26 protein-coding genes are annotated in these 20,748 nt (G+C 71.3%); 16 read left to right on the forward strand and 10 right to left on the reverse strand.

Annotation, left to right across the window (positions count from 1 at the left end; genetic code table 11):
- Positions 1 to 166 precede the first annotated feature (166 nt).
- The 10 genes from ACT01A_RS18355 to ACT01A_RS18400 all read left to right on the forward strand — a co-directional run bounded on the left by ACT01A_RS18355 (position 167) and on the right by ACT01A_RS18400 (position 9,489).
- Complete coding sequence (locus ACT01A_RS18355) at positions 167 to 571, forward strand: hypothetical protein (protein ID WP_445148538.1); 405 nt, start codon at positions 167 to 169, stop codon at positions 569 to 571.
- An 11-nt stretch (positions 572 to 582) separates the two neighbouring features.
- Complete coding sequence (locus tag ACT01A_RS18360) at positions 583 to 780, forward strand: hypothetical protein (protein WP_445148539.1); 198 nt, start codon at positions 583 to 585, stop codon at positions 778 to 780.
- 107 nt (positions 781 to 887) lie between these two features.
- Entirely contained in the window at positions 888 to 1,736 is an 849-nt protein-coding gene (locus ACT01A_RS18365) for a glycosyltransferase family 2 protein (protein WP_445148540.1), read from the forward strand.
- Positions 1,733 to 2,092: a cupin domain-containing protein gene (locus ACT01A_RS18370; RefSeq protein WP_445148541.1), complete on the forward strand. Its 360-nt coding sequence runs from the start codon at positions 1,733 to 1,735 to the stop codon at positions 2,090 to 2,092. The genes ACT01A_RS18365 and ACT01A_RS18370 overlap by 4 nt, the downstream gene beginning before the upstream one ends.
- A gap of 1 nt (position 2,093) precedes the next feature.
- Positions 2,094 to 4,124 carry a hypothetical protein gene (locus ACT01A_RS18375; RefSeq protein ID WP_445148542.1) on the forward strand — a complete coding sequence of 677 codons (2,031 nt, stop codon included), beginning with the start codon at positions 2,094 to 2,096 and terminating at the stop codon, positions 4,122 to 4,124.
- Positions 4,121 to 4,606, forward strand: a complete 486-nt coding sequence (locus tag ACT01A_RS18380; RefSeq protein ID WP_445148543.1) for an HAD hydrolase family protein — start codon at positions 4,121 to 4,123, stop codon at positions 4,604 to 4,606. The genes ACT01A_RS18375 and ACT01A_RS18380 overlap by 4 nt, the downstream gene beginning before the upstream one ends.
- Positions 4,603 to 5,796, forward strand: a complete 1,194-nt coding sequence (locus tag ACT01A_RS18385) for a class II D-tagatose-bisphosphate aldolase non-catalytic subunit (protein WP_445148544.1) — start codon at positions 4,603 to 4,605, stop codon at positions 5,794 to 5,796. Before ACT01A_RS18380 ends, ACT01A_RS18385 begins: the two co-directional genes overlap by 4 nt.
- Positions 5,793 to 6,698, forward strand: coding sequence for a hypothetical protein (locus ACT01A_RS18390; RefSeq protein ID WP_445148545.1), 906 nt, complete (start codon positions 5,793 to 5,795; stop codon positions 6,696 to 6,698). The genes ACT01A_RS18385 and ACT01A_RS18390 overlap by 4 nt, the downstream gene beginning before the upstream one ends.
- Entirely contained in the window at positions 6,695 to 7,864 is a 1,170-nt protein-coding gene (locus tag ACT01A_RS18395) for a class I SAM-dependent methyltransferase (protein WP_445148546.1), read from the forward strand. Before ACT01A_RS18390 ends, ACT01A_RS18395 begins: the two co-directional genes overlap by 4 nt.
- The gene (locus ACT01A_RS18400; protein WP_445148547.1) at positions 7,861 to 9,489 is read left to right on the forward strand and encodes an NTP transferase domain-containing protein; all 1,629 of its coding nucleotides are present in this window, start codon (positions 7,861 to 7,863) and stop codon (positions 9,487 to 9,489) included. The genes ACT01A_RS18395 and ACT01A_RS18400 overlap by 4 nt, the downstream gene beginning before the upstream one ends.
- Here the strand turns inward: ACT01A_RS18400 and ACT01A_RS18405 are convergent.
- Positions 9,449 to 9,910, reverse strand: a complete 462-nt coding sequence (locus tag ACT01A_RS18405; RefSeq protein ID WP_445148548.1) for a GtrA family protein — start codon at positions 9,908 to 9,910, stop codon at positions 9,449 to 9,451. The genes ACT01A_RS18400 and ACT01A_RS18405 overlap by 41 nt on opposite strands.
- Before the next feature lie 85 nt (positions 9,911 to 9,995).
- Between ACT01A_RS18405 and ACT01A_RS18410 the strand changes: the two genes are divergently transcribed.
- A complete protein-coding gene (locus ACT01A_RS18410; RefSeq protein WP_445148549.1) occupies positions 9,996 to 11,147 on the forward strand; it encodes a hypothetical protein in 1,152 nt (383 codons plus the stop codon).
- Here ACT01A_RS18410 and ACT01A_RS18415 read toward each other — a convergent pair.
- Positions 11,144 to 12,193: a flippase-like domain-containing protein gene (locus ACT01A_RS18415; protein WP_445148550.1), complete on the reverse strand. Its 1,050-nt coding sequence runs from the start codon at positions 12,191 to 12,193 to the stop codon at positions 11,144 to 11,146. The genes ACT01A_RS18410 and ACT01A_RS18415 overlap by 4 nt on opposite strands.
- A gap of 79 nt (positions 12,194 to 12,272) precedes the next feature.
- Here ACT01A_RS18415 and ACT01A_RS18420 point away from each other — a divergent pair, with 79 nt between their 5' ends.
- Complete coding sequence (locus tag ACT01A_RS18420; RefSeq protein ID WP_445148551.1) at positions 12,273 to 12,626, forward strand: DUF192 domain-containing protein; 354 nt, start codon at positions 12,273 to 12,275, stop codon at positions 12,624 to 12,626.
- A gap of 23 nt (positions 12,627 to 12,649) precedes the next feature.
- Positions 12,650 to 13,012, forward strand: coding sequence for a hypothetical protein (locus ACT01A_RS18425; protein WP_445148552.1), 363 nt, complete (start codon positions 12,650 to 12,652; stop codon positions 13,010 to 13,012).
- Here ACT01A_RS18425 and ACT01A_RS18430 read toward each other — a convergent pair.
- From ACT01A_RS18430 to ACT01A_RS18455, 6 genes are all read right to left on the reverse strand, one after another.
- The gene (locus ACT01A_RS18430) at positions 13,009 to 13,383 is read right to left on the reverse strand and encodes a GAF domain-containing protein (RefSeq protein ID WP_445148553.1); all 375 of its coding nucleotides are present in this window, start codon (positions 13,381 to 13,383) and stop codon (positions 13,009 to 13,011) included. The two genes, ACT01A_RS18425 and ACT01A_RS18430, sit on opposite strands and share 4 nt — an antisense overlap.
- Positions 13,384 to 13,409: 26 nt before the next feature.
- Complete coding sequence (gene ku, locus ACT01A_RS18435; RefSeq protein WP_445148554.1) at positions 13,410 to 14,195, reverse strand: non-homologous end joining protein Ku; 786 nt, start codon at positions 14,193 to 14,195, stop codon at positions 13,410 to 13,412.
- Positions 14,195 to 14,968, reverse strand: a complete 774-nt coding sequence (gene ku / locus ACT01A_RS18440) for a non-homologous end joining protein Ku (RefSeq protein ID WP_445148555.1) — start codon at positions 14,966 to 14,968, stop codon at positions 14,195 to 14,197. The genes ku (ACT01A_RS18435) and ku (ACT01A_RS18440) overlap by 1 nt, the downstream gene beginning before the upstream one ends.
- 19 nt (positions 14,969 to 14,987) lie before the next feature.
- The gene (locus tag ACT01A_RS18445) at positions 14,988 to 15,446 is read right to left on the reverse strand and encodes a GNAT family N-acetyltransferase (protein WP_445148556.1); all 459 of its coding nucleotides are present in this window, start codon (positions 15,444 to 15,446) and stop codon (positions 14,988 to 14,990) included.
- 69 nt (positions 15,447 to 15,515) lie between these two features.
- A complete protein-coding gene (locus ACT01A_RS18450) occupies positions 15,516 to 16,256 on the reverse strand; it encodes a VOC family protein (RefSeq protein ID WP_445148557.1) in 741 nt (246 codons plus the stop codon).
- Between the two features lie 18 nt (positions 16,257 to 16,274).
- Positions 16,275 to 16,718, reverse strand: coding sequence for a MarR family winged helix-turn-helix transcriptional regulator (locus ACT01A_RS18455; protein ID WP_445148558.1), 444 nt, complete (start codon positions 16,716 to 16,718; stop codon positions 16,275 to 16,277).
- A 57-nt stretch (positions 16,719 to 16,775) separates the two neighbouring features.
- Here ACT01A_RS18455 and ACT01A_RS18460 point away from each other — a divergent pair, with 57 nt between their 5' ends.
- Together ACT01A_RS18460 and ACT01A_RS18465 are read left to right on the forward strand one after the other, a co-directional pair.
- Positions 16,776 to 17,183, forward strand: a complete 408-nt coding sequence (locus ACT01A_RS18460) for an SRPBCC family protein (protein ID WP_445148559.1) — start codon at positions 16,776 to 16,778, stop codon at positions 17,181 to 17,183.
- A 14-nt stretch (positions 17,184 to 17,197) separates the two neighbouring features.
- Positions 17,198 to 18,718 carry an ATP-dependent DNA ligase gene (locus ACT01A_RS18465; protein WP_445152847.1) on the forward strand — a complete coding sequence of 507 codons (1,521 nt, stop codon included), beginning with the start codon at positions 17,198 to 17,200 and terminating at the stop codon, positions 18,716 to 18,718.
- Here the strand turns inward: ACT01A_RS18465 and ACT01A_RS18470 are convergent.
- Positions 18,715 to 19,284: a hypothetical protein gene (locus ACT01A_RS18470; protein ID WP_445148560.1), complete on the reverse strand. Its 570-nt coding sequence runs from the start codon at positions 19,282 to 19,284 to the stop codon at positions 18,715 to 18,717. The two genes, ACT01A_RS18465 and ACT01A_RS18470, sit on opposite strands and share 4 nt — an antisense overlap.
- A gap of 107 nt (positions 19,285 to 19,391) precedes the next feature.
- On the opposite strand from ACT01A_RS18470, the gene ACT01A_RS18475 reads away from it, so the two are divergent.
- Positions 19,392 to 19,763, forward strand: coding sequence for a hypothetical protein (locus tag ACT01A_RS18475; protein WP_445148561.1), 372 nt, complete (start codon positions 19,392 to 19,394; stop codon positions 19,761 to 19,763).
- Positions 19,764 to 19,780: 17 nt separating this feature from the next.
- Here ACT01A_RS18475 and ACT01A_RS18480 read toward each other — a convergent pair whose 3' ends face one another.
- Positions 19,781 to 20,707: an NAD(+)/NADH kinase gene (locus ACT01A_RS18480; RefSeq protein ID WP_445148562.1), complete on the reverse strand. Its 927-nt coding sequence runs from the start codon at positions 20,705 to 20,707 to the stop codon at positions 19,781 to 19,783.
- Positions 20,708 to 20,748: the final 41 nt, after the last annotated feature.

Here is a 20,748-nt window from a genome sequence, read left to right on the forward strand (position 1 = left end):
CGAGGTCCTAGAGGCTGACGCGATCATCGCCGTAGGCGACCTGGACCTCGTCGCTGCGCTTGAGACGTTGGGCCTGAGGCTCGGCTCCACCATCTGACCCGCTTCCAGCGGGCGTTTTTGTTTCGGGTGGGGGCGAGAAGCGAAGCGTCAGGACCTACGGGAGGCGATGCCCCGCCCGATGTCGCTTCTGTGCACGATCGAGATCGTCGTGATCGACCAGCCGACACGGCTGCATCGCGTGACGCCAAGCCGCAACAGCGACCTGTTCCTCGACGCCTTCCGGTCGCACTACGAGCGTGGAATGGCGCCACGCGGTCCCGAGAACCGCGCCGCGGCGATCCACATGGCGCTGTCGATGTTCGACTCGCTCGACGTGGCCGCTCGGCTCGCTACCCGCGTGCCGAAGCTCGGCGGCCACGTCACCACGCTTGAGCTGCAACCCGACCTCGGCATCTGCATCGCCAAGACCGGCGGCCCCGCGCACTGGTCGGTCTGGGCCCGTCCGCTACAGCTCGACCAGTGCACGATCGACGTTGTCAAAGCGATAACCGACCCCTACTCTGCCCCGTAGGTAGAAGAGCCATGACGTACTCGATCTTCGACAGCACCGGGAACCTCGTCGACGCCTTCGTCGACCGCGCCGCTGCTCTTGACTGCCTTGCCGGCATCGCTCAGGCGGAGCCGGATTGTGCGGGTGATGTCTTTCTCATCGCCCAGGACGACGACGGCAACGCGGTCGGCGAGACCGTCCTCGCGTCGTCGGTTTCCGTTCCGGCGTAGACGAACACTGGTCGGTTCCCGCTAACCGCCCCGTCATGCCGGCCGGCAGGGGCCGAGATGCCGGGTGGCTCTGGCCGCAGGGGGGCGCGGGGGTTTAGACAGGCCCCATGAGCACGATCGAGCGGATGTCCGCTGCGGTGCTCGCCCAGCGGCGGTTGGCGCGGGGCGGCGTCGGGGTGGGGCGGAGGTTGGATGGACGAGTGTCGGTGATCGTGCCGTGCTTTAACACGGTCACGACGATCGAGTCGGTCCTGGAGACTCTGCTGCACCACAGCGAGGGGATCGTTGCTGAGGTGCTGGTCATCGACAACCACAGCTCGGACGGGACGCCGGAGCTGGTCCAGCAGCTGGTCGACCGATACACCCTCGAAGGGCATCACGTCACGCTGCTGCGCAACCCGGAGAACCTCGGGTACGGCGGGTCGATCAAGCGCGGGTTCGCGTCACTCACCGTTTCCGCTCCCTTCGTGGCGATCATGCACGCCGATGAGCAGTGCGACACCGCGCGCACGCTGCTCGACCTCGCAGACGCATACGAGCAGGATCCGGAGCCCGACCTCGTCCTGGTCTCGCGGTTCATGGACGGCGCGCGGCTCTCCGGCTACTCGCCGCTGCGTCAGATCGCCAACCGGTTCTTCAACCGCTTCACCGCGATCGTCTGCGGCGTGTCGATGTCGGACGCCGGCGCGGCGATCATGATCGCGCGCTCCGAGGCGATCGCATCGCTCCCGTACGAGCGGATGACGTCGGGCTACCAGTTCCACCCGCAGCTCAACCTGGTGCTCTACTCAGAGCCGGACCTGCGGATCACCGAGGTCCCCTTGGAATGGCGGGACGCCGAGACGCAGGTCAAGTTCAACCTCGTCGCCTACGGCCTCACGCTCTCGCGCATCCTGCTGCGCTTCGGGTGGCGGCGGCGGATCCTGCGTCGTTCTTCGATCGAGGCTGTCGCATGATCACCGAGCCTCAGCAGGTTGACAAGCCTTGGGGGCACGAGCTGATCCTGGAGCGCAACGAGCGCTTCGTCATCAAGCAGATCTTCATCGCCGCCGGCCATCGCTCCTCGCTGCAGTCCCACGAGCACAAGCGCGAGTGGGTGCGCGTCGAGTCCGGGTCGCTCGAGCTCACGACGGGCGAGGACGTCGCGTCGCTGGAGTCGCACGTCCTCACCGCCGGCGACGTCTACCGCGTCCCGCCGCGGCTCATCCACCGCGTCCTCGCGCTCGAGGACGTCACGGTCCTCGAGGTCGCCTCGCCTCCGTCGGACGACGACATCGTCCGCTACTCAGACGACTACGGACGAGGACGATGACGTGACCGACACCGCCACGACGACGCCGGCACCGCCGGCGGTGGCGTCGCGGCGGCGGAGCGTCACCCTCCCCGATTGGGCGCCGGGCGTCCTGCTGCTTGCTGGTCTCGCGCTCGTCTGGTTGCTGGTGCGTGGCGCCGACGAGGTTGATCTCCACCAGCTGCACCTCATCCACGCCGACGGCGCCTCCACGCATGAGGTCGCCCAGTTCTACGTCCCGGACTGGCTGAGCCCGAACTTCAACCCGTTCGTCGAGGACCGCCTGCGCGCGATCACGCCGCTGCTGACGATCCTCCAGTTCGTCTCGGTCGCGGCGATCGGGGCGACGCTGATCGCCGCGATCCCCGGCGCCGCGGCGTGGCCGCGGACCGTCCGCGTGCTCGGCGGGTTCCTGCCGGGCTTCTTGATGGTCTTGGCCCCGCTTCAGATTCTGTTCGCGGCGGTCAGCCCGGTCACGGGCTCGCACATCGCGCTGGTCGCGCTGCCGCTGACCGCGCTCGCGATCCAGCACAAGGCGGTCGTGGAGGGAGCGCAACGCATAAGACGCGGCGAGCGCCCCGCGCTGCTCGGCGCCGTCGCGATCGCCGCGGGCGTCCTGGTGGTCTGCGCGCTGGACCGCCTCCAGGCCGGGCGCTTCTTCATGGTCCCCGACTCGATCACGGCGTTCCTTCAGGCCTCGCAGGCCCAGGTCGCCGGCCAGCTCGGCGACCACCTCGCCCAGTGGGACCAGCAGTCCGACGAGTGGATCTTCAACGCGCCGCTGCTGTTCTCCGCGCGCGGCGCGCAAGACCAGCTCTTCGCCTTCTGGCTCACCCAGGCGATGGCCATGGCCTCGTTCGGCGCGCTCGTCTTCGGCCTGGCGCGCCACTTCGCCTGGCGGCGCAGGACGCTTGCCGCGACGATCGCCACCGGCGCCGTGCTGGCCTCCACGCCGGCGATCGTGCCGTGGGACAACGTCTCGCTGATCGGTGGCCAGAACCCGGCGCTGTGGCTCGGGCATCCCGGGCGCATGGTGTCCATCGTCGCCCCGTTCGTCGCGCTGCTCCTGCTCGGCCCGTGGACGCGCCGCCAGGCCGTCGCGGTCCTCTTCGCCGCTACGGGGCTGGCGTTCGTGACCGTCAACGGGGTGGCCTACACCTTCGTCGCGGTCGCCTGCGCGATCGCGTGGCGGGTGCTGCGCGGGCGCGTCCGCGGCGGGCCGGTCGCGGTGAAGGCGGTGCTCGTCAACGTCTGCGTGGTCGCGGCGCTCGCGTCGCCGTTGTACGTCTACTGGGCGATCCACCGCACCGACTACCCCGACGACCTCGGCTGGTGGTTGGTGATCGGCAGCGCGCTGGCGATGGCGGCGGCGATCGTGCTGGCACTGACGACGCGGCCGGACGGCGACGCGCGCGCTCCGATCACCTGGCATGACGGCGCGCTGCGGGCCGCGGCGGTCGGCGTCGTCATCCTCGCCGGGTTCTTCTTGTCCAACAACCAGGTCAGCGACTTCGCCGACGGCGGCGTGCGCCGGGCGATCGGTCACGTCCTGCCCGGCTTCTCGCAGCCCGTGACCTCGCGCGGCCTGTTGGGCGATAAGCACCTCGAGTTCCCGCTCTTCGCCGGTCAGGAGTGCTCGATCTCCGGCCACTGCCTCACGTTCGGTTGGTTCCTCGGTGTCTACGGCTTCACGCTCGTGCTCGCGCTGGCGGCGTGGTTGGCGCTGGGACGGGTCGGGGGCGGCGAGCGCGCCGATCGGCGACACGCGGTGTGGCTCGTCGTGATCGCTGTGTTCGTCGCGTCGTTGGCGCTGCTGGACTTCACGGGCGTCGACCTCATCACCGCCTGGGTCCTCACGCGCTTCGTCGAGGTCCCCTACTACGCCATCATCGCCTTCGCCGCGCTTGCCTTCGCCGGGTCACGCAGTCGGGTCACGATGGGCGTCGGGACCGCGGTGCTAGCGGTGTGGACGGTCGTTCCGCTCGTCCACTCGCACATCCCGGAGCAGATCTACAAGAACGCCGACTGGCTGATCGCGAGGGCGGGCGGATGAGCATCGACTTGGTGGCCTTCGACGTCGATGGCGTCATGACCGACGGGCGGTTCGACTACACCGCCAACGGCAAGCAGATGAAGTCCTTCGGGCCCGACGACGCGGACGCCTTGAAGATCCTGAAGTCGACTGTGCCGATCGTCTTCGTCTCGGCTGACCGGCGCGGCTTCCCGATCACCGAGCGGCGGATCGCGCACGACATGGGCCACGAGGTCACCCTCGTCGGCAGCGGCGAGCGGCTCGACTGGCTGGCGGCGCGAGCGCCGCTGGACCGCATCGCCTACATGGGCGACAGCTTCACCGACATCCCGGTGCTCGAAGAGGTCGCCACCGGGATCACCACCGCCGACGCGCTTCCGGGCGTGCAGGCCGCAGCGCAGTACGTGACGCGCCGCCGCGGCGGCGACCGCGCGGTCGCCGAGGCCTGCTTTCACCTGCTCGTCGAGCGCTTCGACCAGAGTCAATGGGAAGGAATCGCATGATCGCTCTGCCAGAAGGCGCTGAGCGCAACTCACGCCTGACCGCGCTTGCCGCGCAGGCCAACGCCTGGCCGTCGACCCAGATCGGCGTCGGCGTCGTGTCGATGAACGTCGTCGACGCGGCCGTCGAGGTCGCCCAGGAGCACGACGTGTCGATCATGTTGATCGCCTCGCGCCGCCAGATCGACGCGGCGGAGTACGGCGGCGGCTACGTCGAGAACCTGACGCCGCACGGCCTCGCCGAGCGGGTGCGCAGCCGCGACCAGCGCAATCGCGTGGTGTTGTGCCGCGACCACGGCGGTCCGTGGCAGGGCACGCGCAACAGCGCCGACATCCCGCCCGAGACCGCGATGCAGGAGGCGCGCACGTCGTTCTTCGCCGACCTCGACGCCGGCTGGGACCTCCTGCACATCGACACCTGCGTCTGCCCCTCGCCGACCGATCCTGACGTTCCCAAGGAGCGACTCCTACAACTGTATGAGGAGTGCTGGGAGCAAGCGGTCGCGACCGACCGGTCGATCGCCTTCGAGGTCGGCGACGAGGAGCAGTCGTCGGTCACCGAAGGCCTGGAGCAGCCGCGCAAGCTGCTCACCGCGCTGGCCGAGCGTCGCGAGCACCTCGGCACGCCCGCGCCGCTGTTCGTCGTCGTCCAGACCGGCACCAAGGTGATGGAGCGCCGCAACGTCGGCTCGCTCTCGGCGCCTTATCGGATCGACGAGCAGATGCCGCCGACAATCCACCTGCCGCAGTTGATGGCCATGATCGACGCGTTCGGCACGCACCTGCGCCAGCACAACACCGACTACCTCCCGGACGAGATCCTGCGCTGGCACCCGCTGCTCGGGATCCACGCCGCGAACATCGCGCCCGAGTACGGCGTCGAGGAGTCGCTGGGCTTGTTGTCCATCATGGAAGGTCGAGGTGCCGGCGACCTCGCCGAGCGCTTCCTCGCGCTGGCCTACGACACGCGCAAGTGGGAGAAGTGGGAGCTGGACGGCTCCGACGCCACCGACCGCGATCGTGCGATCTGGGCCGGCCACTACGTCTTCTCCGATCCGGAGTTCCTGCGCTTGCGCGCGGACCTCCTCCAGCGCGTCCAGATGACCTCACGGGAGCTGGACGTCGCCCTGCGCCGCCGCATCAAGGCGTGCCTGCTCCGTCACCTCCGAGCCTTCCGGGTGGTCCCCGCATGAGACGCCGCGTCGCCGTCATCATCCTGTCGCGCAACCTGCCCGAGGCGGTCGACCGCCTCGTCCGCGGCCTGCGCCGCTACGACCTCGACGACACCGACATCTACGTCGTCGAGGCCGGCACGGACCGCGACAAGCTGTCCGAGCACCACACGACCTGGGCCAACTCGCCCGAGGTCATGCAGGAGGGCCTGCGCCTGGCGCGCGGCTTCAACCTCGGCGTGCGCGAGCTGGTTCGCGCCGGGCGCCTGCACGAGTACGAGTACCTGTTCTTGCTGCGCGCGACCGTCCACTTCGACGGGCCCGTCGTCAGCCGCCTGCTCGATCAGCTCGAGCAACATCCCCGTGTCGGGATTATCTCGCCGTGCGGCGAGCACTGGCCCGAGCGCGAGCTGATCGGCCCGGACTCCCTGCGCTACGTGTGGCACATCAACCACCACGCGTGGATGGTGCGCCGCGAGCTGGTCGAGCGGATCATCGACCACCAGGGCGCCGACGGCGACGGCCTGCTGTTCGACGGCTCGAACTTCCGCAGCTACGGCACGGACACCGAGCTGATCGTCAAGGGCTACATCAACGACTACGCCACCGCCTTGAGCACCGCGTGCTTCCTCAGCGAGGACCCCGAGCTGCTCAAGACGCGCGCGGACCTGATCCGGACCGACCCCTATGACGTCAACGCGCGCAAGGTCTTCGACGAGGGCTTTCAGTGGATGCGGCGCAAGTACGGGTTCACGACGCGCCTACAGTTCCAGGAGTACGCGCGCCTCTGGTACGACCGCTTCTTCGTCCTGCACCCGTGGCTGGCGCCCCAGCGGCTGCTGCCCGTCGACCACGTCGCCGGCCCGCGTGCCGCTCCGGCGCCCGCTCCGGAGTCCGCGCCGCTGATGGCGCCGCAGCCATGAGCAGCGTCGCGGAGACCGTGCGCGGCGAGGACGCCCTGATTCAGCGCCGCGCGTGCGCGGCCTGTGGGGCGAGCGAGTTGTCGTCCTTGCTGGCGATCGACGACGTCCCGGTGCACATGGGCGTGACCGCGCAGGCGCCGTCCGAGGACGTGGTCCTGCCCCAGCTGTGGGTCACCTGCGGGCGCTGCGGCTGCGTCCAGCTGGCCGCCCTGGCGCCGCTGGAGCTCGTCTACCAGTCCCAGCACAACGGCGCGGTCGGCGGCGTGTGGGCGCGCCACCACTCCGCGCTGGCGACCTTCGTGGCGCGGCGCGCCCCGCACCGGGTCGTGGAGATCGGCGGCGGGACGGGCGGGTTGGCCAAGCGCTACGTCGAGGACCACGCGGTCGACCGCTGGACGGTCATCGAGCCCAACCCGGCGTTCGAGGCGGTTCCGCCGATCGTGGTGGTCAAGGCCTATGTCGAGGACGCGGGCGACGTCGTCGCCGACGCCGACGCGATCGTCCACGGCCACGTCCTGGAGCACATCTACGAGCCGCGCGCGTTCCTGGCCACGATCCGCGCGCAGGCGCCGCCCGGCGCCACGATGCTCGTCAGCGTGCCGCACCTCGCCGGCCTGCTCGCGCAGTCCGGGAGCAACGCCCTCAACTTCGAGCACACCTACTTCTTCGACCGCGACCTGATGGTGTGGATGCTGGAGGACGCCGGGTTCTCGATCGTCGCGGAGGCGCCGTTCGAGCAGCACTCGCTGTTCTTCGAGGCGCGGCCGGACGTCGCGCCGGGGCAGGCGGGCGCGCCCCCGGACGCGCGTGGCGGAGCGCAGGCGTTCGCGTCGTTCGTGGACGCCGCGCGCGTAGACGCCGCGCGGCTGACCGCGCGCGCCTCGACCTTCGACGGCGACGTCTACCTCTTCGGCGCACACGTCTTCTCGCAGTTCCTGATCGGGTGCGGGTTCCCGGCCCAGCGCGCGAGGGCGGTGCTCGACAACGACCCCAACAAGCAGGGGCAACGGCTGTACGGGACGCCGCTGACGGTGGCGGCGCCGGAGGCGATGGCGCAGCGCAGTCGGGACGGACGCGCGACCGCGGTCATCGTCCGCGCCACGCACTACAGCGCCGAGATCACCGCGCAGTTGCGCGCCCTCGCGCCGGAAGTGGAGATCTGGTGAGCGTCCCGGTCTGCATCATCGCCGCCGGGCGCGGCACGCGCATGGGCTTCGCCGACGGAGCGCTGCACAAGGCGCTCGCGCCGCTGTCCAACCGCGCGGTGCTCAGCCACGTCATCGAGAGCTTCCCCGACGACGCGCGGTTCATCATCGCGGTCGGCCACCACGCCGACCAGGTTAAGGCCTATGTGTCGCTCGCGCACTGCGACCGCGACGTCACGTTCGTCGAGGTGGACAACTACGACGGGCCGGGGTCCGGCCCGGGCCTGAGCGCACTGGCCTGCGCGCCGCAGCTGAGCGGCGGCACCGAGCCCTTCGCGCTGGCCGCTGCGGACGGCGTCCTGCACGACGTCCCGGCGCTCGACGGCGACACGTGGATGGGCGCCTCGCTGGTCGACGACCCGACCTCCTACCTGACGCTGGAGGTCGACGCCGACGGTCACGTGGCCGCGCTGCAGGAGCGCACCGGCCCGTCGCGGCTGGCCTACAACGGCGTCGCCTGGATCGCCGACCCCGTCACGTTCTTCGACGGGATCGCGCGCGGCGTCGAGCACGGCGAGCTGCAGGTGACCCAGGGCTTCCAGGCGCTGCTGGACGCGGACGTCCCCGTGCGCGCGCTGGGCTGCGAGTGGACCGACGCCGGCACGACGAGCGCCTACGCCACTGCGCGCCGGCGCTTTGCCGAGTACGACACGGCGGGACGCGCGCCGATCGACGTCACCTACCTGTTGCCGGACCGCGTCGTGAAGTGGTTCCGCGACCCCCGTGGCGCCGACCGCCGCGCCGAGCGCGCCCGGCAGCTCGGCGACGCGGTCCCGCGGACGATCCCGGCGCCGTCGGGGTGGTTGGCCTATGAGAAGGCGCCGGGCGCGGTGCTCTGCGATCGCATGAGCGCGGGCGAGGTCGCCGCGGTGCTCGCGTTCGTCAACCGCGCCCTCTGGCGCCGGCGGCCAGGCGACGACATCGAGTTCCGGGACGCCGTGCGGCGCTTCTACGGCGTCAAGACGCTGACGCGCCTGGGCGACTGGCTGGCCGCGCGCGGGCTCGACGCCGAGCCGCCGTCCGGCTGGGAGGTCAACGGGCTGCCGACGCGCACGATCGCCGAGGTGCTGGAGGACGAGCTGCCCGGGCTCGTGGACGCCGCGATCCCGGTGGTCTTCCACGGCGACCTGCACGAGGGCAACATCGTCGCCCGGCCTGACGGCTACAGCCTGATCGACTGGCGCGACGAGTTCGGCGGCCTGGCTGACCGCGGCGACCAGCTATACGACCTGGCCAAGCTGCTGCACACCTTCGAGCTCTCGGAGTCCGTCATGCACGCGCGGACGTTCCGGATCGAGGAGCGCGAGGACGGCGGCGGCGTGACGATCGAGCATCCCGACACCGACCTGCGCGCCGAGGCGCGCGGCGCCCTTTGGGCGTGGTGCGCCGACCATCGCCTCGACACGCGCGCGGTCGGGCTGGTCGACGGCCTGATCTGGATCAACATGGCGCCGCTCTACGACCGCGAGCTGGGCGATTACCAGTACGCCTTCGGCCGCTGGCTGCTGGAGGTCCGGCGCTCCGGCCTGGTGCCGGAGGCCGAGCTCATGCGTCGGCTGGGTGGAACACCACGGCCCGGAGCGTGAGGAACGCGGCGACCGCGAGGCACAGGACCGTGCCGACGTAGACGTCGGTCTCGGAGACGTGCAGCAGACCAGGGAGCTTGGCGGTCGTCGTCGCCGTGATCGCGTACTGGACCAGGACGGCGCCGAGGTAGCGGACCAGCTGCGAGCGCGGGGCGAGCGCGAAGCCCTCCGAGCGCGGGAAGACGAACATCCGCTGCATGGTGAAGTTGAACACCAGCGCGAGCGCGTAGGCGACCGGGATCGCCACTTGGATCGCGATGCCGCCTGGCCCTTCGAGCAGCAGCGTCAACACGATGTACAACAGCGTGGACGCGGTGCCGCTGACGCCGTAGCGCAGGGTCTCCCACGAGATCAGCGAACGAATCCAGGCAACGACCCCGAGCGTCGCGGCCTGCTCTTGCTGGTCGCTGATGACGCTCATCGACCCACCGTAGTGGGCGTCCGTGCGCAAGGCGAGGGCGTCTGCCGGGTGGTCAAGGGTTGCGGCCGGTGCGAGGATGCTCGCCATGCGCGCGAGGCTGACAGCTGTGGTCGTGATGGCGGTGCTCGGGATCGCTCCCGGCAGCGCGTCGGCGGCGGGATCCGGAACGGCGGATGAGCTCGAGGCGTCGCTCGGCGCGCTCGTCTCCCAGCTGGGCAGCGGGCCGTCGCCGAGCGCGGTGCACGCAAGCAAGGCCAAGCTGATCGCGGCGGCGTTCACGGATGAGGTCAAGGGCGTGCCGGCGGCGCGGGTGATCACCGACCTGGACTGCGTGTCGCGGTCGGTGCAGCAGGCGCGGGGCGCGAAGTCCAAGGCGGCGGCCAAGCGGCGGATCGCGGCGGCGAAGGCGTGTCGGGCGGATCTGGCCAAGCTGGCGGCGGGCACGGCGCTGGCAGGCGACGTGAAGGGGATCGCGACGCGCTTGAGCCCGATCGCCGCGCGGGTGAGCGCCGGCCGCGTGTTCGGCGCGATGGCGACCGCGCTGCGCAAGTACCAGTCCTCGGCGGTGGCCAAGCGCTTCGGTGGCGAGACGCTGCACGGCGTGCCGTTCGCGCAGGTCTACGACGACATCGAGTGCGTCGACGTCAAGGTCGAAGCGGGCCGCGCGAGTGGCGCGGCCTCATGCGCGAAGAGGCTGCTGCGGCGGGCCAAGACGCTGGCGCCGGCCAAGGAGCCGATCACGTTCGGCAGCGACCTGAGCGGCACGGCGGTGGCGCTGCCGGCGGCGTTCGATCCCGAGGACACGGAGTTCTGGACGTCTGCGCTGACGGTCCCGGTCGACGGGACGATCACGACGTTCCGGCTGAAGACCGGCGACTCGCCCGTCGACCTGCCGCTGCGCTTCTCGGTCGTCCGGCCCAACGGCGACGGGACCGTCACGGTGATCACCACCACCAACCCGGTCTATCCGCTGCAAGCCCACGACGCGGGCGTCCACACCTATTCGACCAGCGCGCTGTCGTTCGCGTGCTGCAAGGCCAAGAAGGGCGACATCGTCACCATCGACAACTCGGGGACAACGACGCGCGACGCCTACGTCTGGTTCGCGGCGGCGCCCGCGTTCACGACGTTCTCGCACACGTCGAACGGGCTGTCGCAGAACGCGGGCGTCGTCTGGACGCCGATCGAGCACCCCGGCTACGAGACGCTCGTGCAGGTCGTGGTCCAGCCCGATTAGTCCGCGCAGGGGATGAAGCCCGCGGGCTGGCGCATGGAGCGGCGCAGCGAGACGAAGGCGACGGCGCCCATCAGCAGCGGGATCCAGAACAGGATCAGGCGGTAGGCCAGGACGGCGGCGGTGACGGTGGAGGCGTCGCCGCCGAAGACGATCAGCGTGCCGATCAGGCCGCCGTCGATGCCGCCGATGCCGCCCGGGATCGGCAGCAGGCCGCCGAGCTGGCCGATGAGGTAGCCGAGCAGGATCACCGACGCGCCGGGCGCGTCGCCGACGGCGTGGAAGGCCGCCCACAGCGCGAGGTTGTCCCAGGCCCAGTAGCCGAGGATGCCGACGATCAAGTAGGGGTTCTTGCGCTTGAGCAGGACACCGGCCTCCGCGGTGCCGGTGACCAGCGCGGCGCGGGAGGCGAGCCAGAGGCGGCGGGCCTTGTTGTCGTCCTCGGTCACCGGGCGGCCTGCGGGGATCCGCGGGATCGCGCAGACGGCGACGATCGCGATCACCGCGAGGACGGCGGGGAAGAGCGTCAGCCAGACCGACTGCGACGGGCCTAGGACGCCCGCGAAGACCAGGAGGCCGACGACGATGACCGCCGCGAAGTTGATGGAGGACTTGAGCAGCAGGAAGGCGACCGAGCGGCGCGCGATCGTCTCGGCCTTCATGCCGGCGCGCGAGAGCACCCACGCGCCGAGCGCGACGCCGCCCGCGCCAGAAGCCGGCACGAGGCTGCCGGTGCCGACTTCGGAGAGGCCCAGCTCGGCGGCCGAGCGCCAGCTCATCAGCGAGCAGAACGCGGGGCGGAACATCAACACGTAGGACAACGAGGAGAGGACCTCGAAGACGATCGCGATGGCGATCCATCCGGGCGCGGCCTCACCGAGCCGGTCGCGGACCTCGCCGAGCCCCGGCGCGAGCAGCGCGACGGCGACCAGGACGCCGAGCGCGATCGCGATCTGCACGGCGCGGCGGGCGAGCTGTCGCAGGTCGAGCCCGCCGGGCAGCGTGTCGCTGGATGGTGCGGACGGCGAGGTGAGCGGGGCGTCGGCCACGTTCTCAGCCTAGGGCCCGGGCGACCGCGCTCCGACCGCGTGCGTTTTGCGGCGGGTGCGGGCGGCTAGGGGAGGCGGCGTGCCCGAGCTTCTTCCCGCGCGCCTCGCCCGGCTGCCGTCGCACGCGCTCGATGGGGAGTTGGTGGTCTTCGAGGCGGCCACCGCGCTCGCGCGGCTGCGGGGCCTTGCGGGGCTGCGGGCGCTCCCCGTCGACGTCGGGCTGCTGCTGCCGCGCACGCGGTCGGTGCACACGATCGGGATGCGGTTCGCGCTCGACCTCGTCTGGCTGGGACGCGACGGTGTGGTGCGGGTGGATCGGGAGGTGGCGCCGTGGCGGCAGCGCACGGCGTGGCGCGCCAGGCAGGTCGTGGAGCTCCCGGCGGGCCGCGCTGACGCGTTCCTGCTGGCGGGGCTGTCAAGCTGGCGGGCGTGATCGGAGCGTCGGCGCGACGGTGGGTGAGGGCAGGCCTTGCGGGGGCCATCCTGGTGGTCGTCGCGTTCGTCGTGCTGATCGTCGCCCGCGGCGGTGGGGACGACGCGAGCGTCGACTGCGGGACGTTCCGCGTCACGCCGGAGCTGTGGGCGAAGGCGAGCTACGACCGACGCATCCAACTCCAGCGCGGCCTGCTGGACTGCAAGGTGCTGCAAGGTCAGCCGGACACCGAGGTCGTCGCGACGCTCGGGCCGCCGGACCGCAACGGCGCCAATGAGATCGACTACTACCTGCCCTACGGCCAGGGGTCGAGCGACCGGCAGATCTGGCGGATCGCCCTCGACGCCGACCACCGCGTGAAGTCCTCGACGACCGAGACGCCCTAGCCGGCACGCCGCGCCGCCCAGCAGGCGGCGGTCGCCGGCTCCACCGACGGGTCCCGGATCCGCTGCAGGTTGCGGCCGCCGCGCGCGAACGTGGCCAGGACCGCGGCCGGCGTCTCGTCCTCGGTGAACGGGTCGTCGAGCCAGTCGGCGGGACGCGTGTGGGTGAGACCGGCGGCAGGCGTGAGGTGGGCGGGCGGCGGTCCGAGCCGGCCGAGGAAGTAGGTGCCCTCGGCCGAGCGGGTCCAGAGGAACGATCCCTCGGGCAGCTCAGCGAGGCGGGCGATGCGGCGCTCGTCCGTGTCCCCGATGCCGACCACGCCCGCGCCCACGGCGGCGTCGGCCGCGAGGACCTCGGAGTCGCGGGGACGCATCGGCGCGCGGTACACCCCGGCGCCGGTCATCCCTTCTTGCGGATCTCCGCCATCGACGCGCGCAGGGCTTCGAGCAGGTCGGGCGCGGGCTCCGGCTCGTCGTCGGGCTCGGGCGCGTCGATCGTGCCGCCCTTCTCCTTGTCCTTGATGACCTTCTTGAGGCGCTTGGTGTAGTCGTCCTTGTACTTCGAGGGGTCGAAGTCGGCGCCCAGCGCCTCGATCAGCTTGACCGCCTGGGACAGTGACTCCTTCGACGGCTTGCGCGCGCCCGTGTCGATGCCCTTGGTCGCGCGGATCTCGTCGGGGAAGACCATGGTGGTCAACGACAGCAGGCCGTCGCGGACGCGGACGGCGACGAGGTACTCCTTGGTTCGCAGGACGAAGCGGCCCAGCGCGACGCGGTCGGTCGACCCCATCGCCTCGACGAGCAGCCGGTAGGCGCGCTTGGTGCCGGCCGACTCGCCGGTCGGTAGCAGCCAGTAGGGATGGTCGTAGAGGATGGGGTCGATCGACGCGGTCTCCACGAACGAGGAGATCTCGATCGTCCGCGTCCGCTCCGGCGCGATCGCCGCCAGCTCGGCGTCGGTCAACACCACCGTCTTGCCGCTGTCCATCTCATAGGCGTGGCCGATGTCCTCGAAGGCGACCTCCTCGTCCTCCTTGGAGCAGAAGCGCCGGATCTCGATTCGCGCGCCGTCCTTCTCGTGCAGCTGGTGGAAGTGCACGTCGGTGTCGCGCGCCGCGCTGTACAGCGCGACCGGGACGTTGACCAACCCGAAGCTCAGCGACCCGGACCACAGTGGGCGGGGCATCAGGCGAGGCTCGCTTCCAGGGTGGCCGAGAGGTCGTCGGACTCGTCCTCGTCGCGCTCGTCCTCCTCGGGCAGCTCGATGTCCTTGCCGCTGCGCGCCTTCTTCTTGATCGCCCCGAGCACCACCTCGCGGTACTCGTCGTGCAGCCGGCCCGGCTTGAAGTCCTCGCTGAGCGACGCCACCAACTTCTCGGCCAGCGACAGCTCCTTGGGCTTTGGCTTGGCGCCCGCGCGCGGCGCGTCGAGGTCCTTGCGGCCCACCAGCTCGTCGGCGAAGCGCATCGTGTGCAGCGCCAGCACCTTGTCATAGGCCCTGATCGCCACGACGTACTCGCGCTTGTGGAACGTGAACCGCCCGATCGCCACGCGCTCGGTCTCCTCCAGCGCGTCGTGCAGCAGCCGGAACGCGTCGGCGCCCTCGTCGCGCGCGCCCAAGAAGTAGGACTTGGCGTAGAACACCGGGTCGATCTGGTCCAGCGGGACGAACGCCTCGACGTCGATGATCCGCGACCGCGTGCCGCCGGCCGCGTCGATCTCCTCCTTGTCGAGCACGACGTACTTGCCCGAGCGCACCTCGAAGCCGCGCACGACGTCGTCCTTGTCGACCTCCTTGCCCTCCTTGGAGCAGAACGGCCGGTGCTCGATCCGCGCGCCGTCCTTCAGATGTACCTCGTGGAAGTGCACCGTCTTGGACTCAACGGCCGAGTACAGCTTCACCGGCACTGCGACCGCGCCGAACGCGATCGTGCCGTTCCACAATGAGCGGGGAGCCATCCCCACCCCGTGTACCCAGTTAGAGGTCCTGCTCGTACACGAACATCAGCGGATCCTCCGGAAGCGTCCCCTCGTGGCGGGTGAAGCCCATCTTGGTGTAGAGCTTGCGCGCCGCGACGTCGTCCTCGGAGGTCCCCAGCTCGATGCGGTCGGCGCCCAGCGAGCGGGCCAGCTCCAGCGTGTGCGCCAGCAGCGCGCGCCCCAGGCCCTGGCCGCGGCGCGGCGGGACGATGTACAGCTCGGCCAGGTAGGCCTCCAACGCGTCGGACCACAGGTTCGGCCGCAGCCGCAGCACCGCCACGCCGAGGTCGTCGTCAGCCAGCGCCACCGCGGTCTCGCCGGACGCCATCAGCTCGCCCAAGCGCGCGGTCAGCGTTTCCAGCGGCGGCGCCGGGTCGCCGTACTCCTCGTTGAAGTCCCACAGCAGCCGCGCGGCCGTGGCCACGTCGGCGTCGTCCAAGGTCGCGGTGCGCGGCATCGCGCAGGACGCTACGCGCTGTGGTGCAGGTTTGCCAGCGGCGACGACAGGACCTGCTGAGCTGACCGGCTAGCCGTCGTCGCGGTGGTGGTCGACGACCTCGATGTTGTGGCCGTCGGGATCCAAGATGTAGGCCCCGTAGTAGCCGGGGTGGTACTGCGGGCGCTCGCCGGGCGCGCCGTTGCTGCGATAGCCGGCGGCGACCGCGGCGGCGTGGAAGCGGCGGACCTGGTCTTCGGTCCCCGGGAAGGCGAGGTGGACGTGCTCGGTCACCACGTCGCCGGGAACGAACGAGATCGAGCCGCCGTGGGCGGGCGCGCGGAACGTTGCGCGCTCGGGCGTGTCGGAGCGCACGTCGTAGCCGAGGATCGGCTGCAGCAGCTTGTAGAACTTGGCCGCGGCGGCGACGTCGCGCGTGCGCAGCCACAGGTGGTCGATCACGCCGTCGGTTCGCAGCGCGCCGTCGTGGACGGCCTCGACGCTGTTGCCGTCGGGGTCGCGCAGGAACGCGCCGTAGTAGTCCTTCATGTACTGCGGGCGCTCGCCGGGCGCGCCGTCCTCGGTCAGCCCGCAGGCCAGGCCCTCCTCGTAGAACGCGTCGACCTGCGCGCGCGACGGCGCCACGAACCCGATGTGCAGGTTGCGCGTGACCGGGTGGGCGTCGTCGGCCTCGGTCAGCGAGAAGTCGCGCCACTCGGCGTAGGCGTGGTTGGAGTAGGAGACCTCGATCCCGAGCGTCTCGAGGATCCTCGCGTAGGCCGCCTCGGACGCTGTGCGGTCCGAGACGCGGATCGTGACGTGGTCGAACACGGGGCGGACGGTACCCGCTCAGGCCGGCGGGATCGCCTCAAGCGCGCGGGCGAGCGCGCGCCGCAGCCGTGTCCGCTCGACCTCCGGCAGCGCTCCGAGCACGTCGTCCTCCATCGCCCGGATCGCGCGCTGCGCCTCGGCGTGGCGGGCGGCGCCCGCGGCGGTCAGCTCCACGACCTTCGCGCGCCGGTCCGTCGGGTCGGGCGTGCGCGTGATCAGGCCGCCAGCCTCCAGACCGTCGAGGAGCGTGATCAGCCGCGTCTTGTCATAGCGGATGGCCTGGGCCAGCTCCAGCTGCGTCCCGGCCGGCGCGCGGGCCAGGTGTGAGAGCGCGACGTAGTCCCACATCGACAGTCCGTGCGCGTCGAGGATCGGTCGCTCGACGGCGGCCAGGCGCTGGGCGAGGCGTGCGGCGAGGGCGGCGAGGTCGTGGTCCTGATCGTCGTCGGGGCCGGGCGGCATGGCGGTCCAGGCAGCATACGCCTGGACAGATGATAAGCAGACGCGTACGGTAGGAGCATGCACACGATCTCCACGATTCGCGCAGAGACCCGCACCGCCTCCATCGCCGCCTCGCCCGAAGCGGTCTTCGCCGTCCTCGCCGATGGCGCCCGCCTGCCCGAATGGGCGCCGGCGTTCGCGCCGGCGGCCGAGCACGACGCGGGCGAGCGCTGGTGGATCGGCACCGGCGACGGGCGCTTCGCGATCCTCCTGCGCGCGGACGCCGGCGCGCGGACCGTCGACCTGCTCAGCCCGGACGACCCGACCCGCGGCGCGTTCCTGCGCGTCTTGCCCAACGCCCGCGGCGCCGAGCTGCTGTTCACGCTGTTCTTAGGGGAGAGCGTCGAGGCGGCCGCGGTCGACGCGCAGATGGCGACGGTCGAGGAGGAGCTGGCCGCGGTTGGCAGGTTGGCCGTCGCTGGTTGAGGCACCATGTCGTGGTGCTCTTCGCCGATCTCGCCACGACATCCCTCGCGGTCGGGGCCACGCGCTCGCGCAAGGAGAAGGCGGCGCTGCTGGGTGAGGCGCTGCGCGGGCTGGACGCCGGTGAGGTCGAGCCGGGCGTTGCGTACCTGAGCGGCGAGCTGCGCCAGCGGCGGACCGGAGTGGGGTGGGCGGCGCTGCGGGACCTGCCGGAACCGGCGACCGAGGCGTCGTTGACCGTCGGCGAGGTCGACCTCGTCCTGGAGCGGATCAGCGGGCTGAGCGGCGCCGGCTCGCAGGCCGCCCGGCGCGACGCGCTGAGCGACCTCTTCGCGCGCGCGACCGAGCCCGAACAGGCGCTGCTGCGCGGGTTGTTGTCGGGCGAGATCCGCCAGGGCGCACTGGCGGGCGTGATGGCCGACGCGGTGGCGGTGGCGACCGGGCTGCCGCGCGCGGCGGTCGACCGGGCGACGATGCTGCGCGGCGACGCGCGCGTGGTCGCCGAGGCCGCGCTGCGCGAGGGCCTCGAAGGGCTGGAGCGCTTCGCGCTGGAGATCGGGCGGCCGTTGAAGCCGATGCTCGCCTCGCCATCGGCGTCGCTGGAGGAGGCGATGGAGAAGGCCGTCGCGGGCGGCGGCCTGGCGGTCGTCGACCACAAGCTCGACGGCGCGCGGATCCAAGTTCACCGTGATGGCGACGCGGTGGTCATCGCATCGCGCTCTCTGGATGACCTCACCGACCGGCTGCCGGAAGTTGTCGCGGCGGTGCGCGCGCTGCCGGTGCAGCGCGTCGTGCTCGACGGCGAGGCGATCGCGCTGCGCGCCGACGGGCGCCCGGAGCCGTTTCAGGTGACGTCGTCGCGGATCGCCTCGGGTGCGCCCGGCGTCGTGCCGGTGTTCTTCGACATCTTGCACCTGGACGGCGACGACCTGCTCGACGCGCCGCTGCGTGAGCGCGACCCGGCGCTGCTGCGCGCGGTGCCTGATGCGGCGCTGCGCGTGCCGCGCGTGGTCACCGACGACGTGGCGGTCGCCCAGGGGCACTTCGACGCCGCGCTGGCCGCTGGGCAGGAGGGCGTCGTGGTCAAGGCCATCGATTCGGTCTACGCGGCCGGGCGACGCGGCGCGAGCTGGCTGAAGGTCAAGCCGCGCCACACGCTCGACCTGGTGGTCTTGGCCGCCGAGTGGGGCCACGGCCGCCGTCGCGGTTGGCTGTCGAACCTGCACCTCGGCGCGCGCGATCCCGAAGGCAAGGGCTATGTGATGCTCGGAAAGACCTTCAAGGGGCTGACCGACGAGCTGCTGGCCTGGCAGACCGAGCAGCTCCAGGCGCTGGCGACCGGGACCGAGAAGGACTACATCGTGCACGTCAAGCCCGAGCTGGTGGTCGAGATCGCCTTCGACGGCGTGCAGACCTCGCCGCGCTATCCCGGCGGCGTCGCACTGCGCTTCGCGCGCGTGCTGCGTTACCGGCCCGACAAGACCGCGGCCGAGGCCGACGACCTCGCGGCGGTGCTCGCGCTGCGCCCGCCCGACTAACAAGCGCCGCGGTACTGCGGCGGCAGCTCCTGGCTCCAGGTGACGGTTTGCCAGCGGGCGATCCGCTCACCGCCGGCGGGATCGATCCCGAACGCCGCCGCCACGCTGGCGACGCGCCCGCGCGCATGGCACTCGGTGATCGCCTCGTCGCGCACGCCGCGCAAGTGGACGATCTCGTGAGCGAGCACTGCGAGCGCCTGCGCGACCCGCTCCTCGGCGCCCGGGCAGGCGCCGCCGGTCAGGCAGGCGAGCTGGAGCGCGGGCGCGTGGTCGAGCGCCTCGCGCAGCCCGTCGCAGGTGTCGGCGCTGAGCTTGGTCTCGCTCACGGGGACGCCGTCGGCGTCGAACCACACCGACCCCTCGTGGATCTCGTACATGAAGCGCTTGCGGATCGGCCCGGGGCACTTGACGTGGATCGACCGGTTGGTCATCGCGCTCGCCACGGTGGCCGCGCGGTGCTCGACCTCGAGCCGCTGGCTGCGGGCGTAGGCGTACGGCACGCCGGGGACGGCGAGCGCGAGTGCGCCGATTAGCAGCGCGCGCGCAGACGGCAGTCGGAGTGCCACGTTCAGTGGGTTCGGCCGCATCGTTCGCCGCTTGACCCTGAACTTCATCAAACCTCTACAAAACGCACCACGTTCCGGTCCACCCCGACCGCTAAGGTTCGCATCGAATGCCGGAGAGATTCGAGCAATCGTCCCGTGAGCTGCGCGAGCGCCTCGCGCCCGTCGTCGAGCAGACGGTCGCGCGCCACCGCGACGAGACCATCAACTTGCGTGAGCCCAACGCTCCCATGGGCGTCTGGTTCACGCTGGCCGACGACACGGGTGCGCCGCTCATCCTCGTCTCGGCCCACGCCCGCGGCATCACGTTCCTGCTCGGCAAGCGCGGGTTCTTGCTCTCGCGTGACACCGCGTCGCTGCCCGAGGACATCATGCTGATCTGGTTCGAGGACGTGCTGGACGCGGCGCTGGCCGGCGGCCTGGAGGTCGACGGCGACCAGGCGACGCTGAGCACCCGCGCCGGCGTGCTGCCGCTGCGCTAGCGGCGCTGCTGGCGCGGTTAGCGGATCTCGGTCGGCGGCTCGGCGGGCAGCCGCGGCGGCGCCAGCTCGCGCAGCTCGTCGGGCAGCAGCGGCAGGTCCAAGAGCGACAACTTGAGCCGCTGGCGCTCTTGGTGGGCGGCGGCGTCGAGGCGCACGACGAGGCCGGCCTCCGGGCGCCAGCGGACGTCCAGCGCGTCGCCAGGGCCGAGGCGGTCGCGGACGGCGCCGTCGACCTCCAGCGCCGGCTGCCCGGCGTCGGCCAGCAGCTCGACGCGCAGCTCCTCCTGCGGGCAGAGGAACAGTGGGCGGCTGATGCCGGCGGTCGGCGAGGCGGGTGTGACGAGCATGCCCTGCGCGTTGGGCGAGATCACCGGGCCGCCGGCGGAGTAGGAGTAGGCCGTCGAGCCGGTCGGCGTGGCGACGATCAGCGCGTCGCAGCGGTAGTAGCCGTAGCGGTGGTGGTCGACGGCCATCGACGCCTGGACCGATCCAGCACCCGGCACGCGCGTGATCGCGACGTCGTTGAAGGCGATGGCCTTGGTCGCGTCGTTGCCGTAGCGGATCTCCAGGCAGCTGTGCGGCTCGATCGTGAAGTTGTCGTCGTACAGCCGCCGCAGCGCCTGGGTCAACTCGTCGGGGCCGACCTCGGCCAGGAAGCCCAAGTTCCCCATGTTGACTCCGAGCACCGGCACCGGCGCGTGGGCGACGAGCCGCAGCGCGCCGAGCATCGTGCCGTCGCCGCCGAGGCTGATCAGGCCGTTGACCTGCGCGGCGAACGCGTCGTCGTCCTCCACGACCCGGATGCCATCGACCGCGCGGGAGGCGTCGGTGGCGCGCAGGAGGACCTCGCAGGCGTGGGTGTTCGCCCAGGTCTGGATCTCGCGGACCTGGGCCGACGTGTCGCGCTCGGGGTGCAGGACCAGGCCGATGCGGGGGATCGCCATCGCCCGTAGGACGGTAGCGAGCGCGTCAAAGGCGTATGGGT

The sequence above is a fragment of the Baekduia sp. Peel2402 genome, from assembly GCF_052567285.1.